This window comes from Microbacterium sp. ISL-103, assembly GCF_018613995.1.
GTDB lineage: Bacteria > Actinomycetota > Actinomycetes > Actinomycetales > Microbacteriaceae > Microbacterium.
In genome coordinates this window covers 1-4,186 of record NZ_JAGGPD010000497.1, presented here as the reverse complement: position 1 = coordinate 4,186, position 4,186 = coordinate 1, and the positions used below count along the sequence as shown (strand labels likewise).

At 66.9% G+C, this 4,186-nt stretch carries 3 protein-coding genes, 1 other RNA gene and 2 pseudogenes; 3 read left to right on the top strand and 3 right to left on the bottom strand.

Features of this window, described 5'->3' with window-relative positions:
• Positions 1–476 (top strand): annotated as a pseudogene (locus J7E68_RS16540) (hypothetical protein); the annotation flags it as partial.
• A 79-nt stretch (positions 477–555) separates the two neighbouring features.
• Here J7E68_RS16540 and ssrA read toward each other — a convergent pair.
• Positions 556–925: a transfer-messenger RNA gene (ssrA, locus tag J7E68_RS16535) on the bottom strand.
• A gap of 140 nt (positions 926–1,065) precedes the next feature.
• On the opposite strand from ssrA, the gene J7E68_RS16530 reads away from it, so the two are divergent.
• Positions 1,066–1,734: an SIMPL domain-containing protein gene (locus tag J7E68_RS16530; protein ID WP_215174438.1), complete on the top strand. Its 669-nt coding sequence runs from the start codon at positions 1,066–1,068 to the stop codon at positions 1,732–1,734.
• 22 nt (positions 1,735–1,756) lie between these two features.
• Here J7E68_RS16530 and hflX read toward each other — a convergent pair whose 3' ends face one another.
• Complete coding sequence (hflX, locus tag J7E68_RS16525) at positions 1,757–3,268, bottom strand: GTPase HflX (protein ID WP_215174436.1); 1,512 nt, start codon at positions 3,266–3,268, stop codon at positions 1,757–1,759.
• Between the two features lie 68 nt (positions 3,269–3,336).
• On the opposite strand from hflX, the gene J7E68_RS16520 reads away from it, so the two are divergent.
• Complete coding sequence (locus J7E68_RS16520) at positions 3,337–3,978, top strand: methyltransferase (protein ID WP_215174433.1); 642 nt, start codon at positions 3,337–3,339, stop codon at positions 3,976–3,978.
• Positions 3,979–4,042: 64 nt separating this feature from the next.
• On the opposite strand, the pseudogene J7E68_RS19975 reads toward J7E68_RS16520, so the two are convergent.
• Positions 4,043–4,186, bottom strand: a pseudogene (locus tag J7E68_RS19975) (diaminopimelate epimerase); the annotation flags it as partial.

Genomic DNA, 4,186 nt, shown 5'->3' with positions numbered 1-4,186 from the left:
TCACCGCCGCGTTCTTCGATCCGCTGGCCGCCGCGGCGGTCGCATCTGCGCGTCTCGTCCGCGAACTGAGTCCCTCAGACGATATCTCTGACCTCCTCGACACGATCGTCGGAGGCGGCGCACCGGCTGAGCCCCAGCTCCCCCACGCTCCCATCGACGAGGTCACAGCGCGGCGGGAACGACGACAGGCCGAACGTGCGCTGCGGGACGCGGAGCAGCAGCATGTCCGCGCCGAGCGAGACGCCGCGAAGGCGGACCGCGCTCTGCGTGACGCAGCACTGCGTGTCGAGGAACTCGCCCGAAGAGAGCGCGAACTCGAGAAGGAGCTCGCAGCGGTGCGTCGCGACGCCGAACGGGCGCAGGCGGACGTGGAACACGTCGGCGAACAGCAGGAGGAGCTGGCGCAGCGCGTGGCGGACACCGAGAGCGTCGTAGCGGATGCGCAGAGGGCGCTCGACGCGCTCGGCCGGGCCTGACCCCTGATGACTGCATGAAAGAACCCCGGGGTCGGCGCTCTCGCGCTCGACCTCGGGGTTCTCTCCCGTGACAACGGCTTGGTGGAGCTGGGGGGAATCGAACCCCCGTCCAACGCTGAGTCTCCACGCCTTCTCCGGGCGCAGTCTGTGAAGACGTTCTGCTCGGCTCCGACCTTTGTCACAGACACCTAAGTCGACGAGCCCAGCCTGGGAAGAGTCCCACGTGACGTCCAGACGCCATCACGCAGCAAGATTCCTAGATGACGCCAGGATCCGTATCGGAATCACATACGGCCTGACGGACTATCGGGCTCGCTTATGCAGCGAGGGCGAAGTCGTTGCGCTTGGTTTCGGCAACTATTTTTTTGCAGAGAGCGTTTACGAGATAACTCTGCATCCTCGGCCCGCTTCTCGTGGATTCACAGGCGCTGTCGAAACCGATCAGCCCCGTGGTCCTTCTCTCGAAGGAGCCGTTGTCACACTGTGGAATTTTTACCCGGGAACCGAAGTCCCCGAGCATCACAGACTACAACGTCCGAGGGCGCCACGCCATTCCGCTCCCGTCCGAGCGCTCGCGTAGAGTCGCCCCATGAGCGAAGTCACCGTCACCGTCCGCGGCGAGCATGAGGCGCGTCTCGCGCCCGAGCGAGCCACCATCCGGGTCAGCGTGCGAGCGGAGGGGCCGGATCGCGGATCCGTCGTCGACCAGGCGATGCGACTCGCCGAACCGGTGCGCGAGAGCATCACGACACGCAAAGACGCGGGGAGCGTCATCGACTGGACGAGCACGCGCCTCTCGGTGAGGGCGGAGCGCCCGTGGAACAGCGACGGCAATCGACTCGCGCCCGTTTACTACGCGAACATCGACCTGACGGCGACGTTCTCCGAGGCATCCGAGCTGTCGATATGGGTGTCGGATGTCTCACCGTGGGACGGTGTCGAGGTCGGCTGGGTCAACTGGCATCTGACTCCCGAGACCACGTCACGCGTCGAACGCGAGGTCGCGGCCGAGGCCGTCGGTGTGGCCGTCGCCCGCGCACGGGCCTATGCGACGGCGCTCGGTCTCGCCGAGGTGGTGCCCGTCGAGATCGCCGACGTCGGGCTGATCGCCCCGACACCCGCTCAGCCCGTCGCGGGCATGGCAAAGGCTCGCGGTGCGGCTTTCATGTCCGCCGATGCGGGCGGCGCGTCGATGGAGTACGAACCCGACGAGATCGTCATCTCGGCCACGGTCGAAGCTCGCTTCCTCGCCCGCTGACCGGCCCCTCGGACGAGACCCTTCAGGCGTCGAACGCGAACGGCGCGAGGTCTGCGGCGAGCCGCTCCGACACCCGCGCATGAACGACAGTGCCGTCCTCACTGTGCTCGACGGAAAGCAGCATCCCGGTCTCGTGGATCGCTGCGACGAGGTCGCCGCGATCGTACGGGACCACCGCATGCACCTCGACGGCGGGCTTCGGCAGAGCGTCTTCGATCGCCGCGCGCAGCTCCTCGATGCCCTCTCCGGAACGCGATGACACGAAGTGCGCCTTCGGTTCCAGGCCCTGCAGCACGAGGCGGTCACCGTCGTCGATCAGGTCCGCCTTGTTGAACACGACGAGCTCCGGCATGTCGCGCACGCCGACATCGCCCATCACGTCGCGCACGGTCTGCAGCTGACCTGCGGGATCGGGGTGCGACCCGTCGACCACGTGCAGCACGACATCTGCCTCGCCGACCTCTTCGAGCGTCGACCGGAAGGCCTCGACGAGTTGATGCGGAAGGTTGCGCACGAAGCCGACGGTGTCGGTGAGCGTGTAGACACGACCATCCGCGGTCTCTGAGCGGCGCACCGTGGCGTCCAGCGTCGCGAACAGCGCATTCTCGACCAGCACCCCCGCGCTCGTGAGCGCGTTGAGGAGACTGGATTTGCCGGCGTTGGTGTACCCGGCGATGGCGACGGACGGAATCGTGTTGCGCTTGCGCTCGGCCCGCTTCGCTTCCCGCGCCGGGCCGAAGTCACGGATCTGCCTCCGCAGCAGAGCCATCTTCGTGCGGATGCGTCGACGATCGAGTTCGATCTTCGTCTCGCCGGGGCCACGCGAACCCATGCCGGCCCCGCCGGCGCCGACCTGGCCACCGGCCTGACGGCTCATCGAGTCGCCCCAACCACGCAGACGAGGCAGCAGATACTCGAGCTGTGCCAGCTCGACCTGCGCCTTGCCCTCACGACTCTTCGCGTGCTGGCTGAAGATGTCGAGGATCACCGTGGTGCGGTCGATGACCTTGACCTTCACCACGTCCTCGAGGGCACGTCGCTGGCTCGGCGCGAGCTCGGTGTCGGCGATCACGGTGTCCGCGCCCGTCGCCGCGACGATGTCTTTCAGCTCCTGGGCCTTGCCGCGCCCGATGTAGGTCGCGGCATCCGGATGCGGTCGACGCTGCAGAACACCGTCGAGCACGACCGCACCGGCGGTCTCCGCGAGCGCTGCCAGTTCGCGCAGCGAGTTCTCGGCATCCTCCTGCGCGCCCTGGGGGTACACGCCGACGAGCACCACGTTCTCGAGTCGCAGCTGGCGGTACTCGACCTCTGTGACGTCTTCGAGCTCGGTGGAGAGACCGCCGACGCGCCGCAGCGCATGACGATCCTCGAGGTCCCACTGGTCGCCGTCCGACGTCGCGTGCGACGCGGTCGAGCGGTCCTGCAGCGCCTGTGCGGCGCCGAAGACGCGAGCCTCCGTTCGCTTCTGCGCATTCGCGAGTACGCGATCGACTGCTTCGTCACCGGTGGAGGGTGTGGTGGTCTCCGTCATCCGTCCCTTATCTCTGGGTTTTGTTGCGAGCCTTAACCTTAGCCCGCGCTGTCCGCTACGCTCACGGTATGGGGTCCGACCATTACTTCACCGCGGCCCCGGCAAGCCCCGAGAACCTGCGATCGATCCGTGTGACCCTCGCAGGCCGTGAGCTGGACGTCACAACCGCTGGTGGCGTCTTCAGCCCGGATCGGCTGGATGCCGGTACTGCCGTCCTTCTCGCAAACATGCCTCCCGTTCCGCCCGGAGGTCATCTTCTCGACCTCGGAAGCGGATGGGGGCCCATCACTCTGTCGATGGCGCTCGCTGCGCCGCACGCGACGGTGTGGGCCGTCGACGTGAACGAACGGGCTCTCGATCTCGTGCGCCGCAACGCGGCAGCTCATGGTCTCAAGAACGTCAACGCGTCACTGCCGCAGGATGTTCCCGCCGACGTCACGTTCCGCTCCATCCGATCGAATCCGCCGATCAGAGTGGGGAAGAACGAACTGCACGGCTTGCTCGAGAAATGGATCCCGCGCCTCGATGAGCGCAGCGACGCGTGGCTGGTCGTGCAGCGCAACCTCGGTGCGGATTCACTGCAGCGGTGGATCGGGGCGACCTTCCACCCGGGCTTCAGCGTCCACCGCACGACCACGGCGAAGGGATACCGAGTGCTGAAGGTACGTAAGCACGGCACCCCTCCGACTGAGCCGATCACACTCGTCTGAGCCTGCCCGGCAGCATACCTGTGAGGTGTCGGACCTGCGGCATGTCGACCTTTGGCGTGCCAGGTCAGATCAGGTCGACCTCACCGCTGTAGACCAGCTGCGCCGGCCCCGCGAGAGCGACATGCTCGCCGTCTTCCGCGGGGAACATGCGCACCCCGAGTGTGCCGCCCGGAACCTCGACACGCCAGTTGCTCGGTGCCTTCTCGCC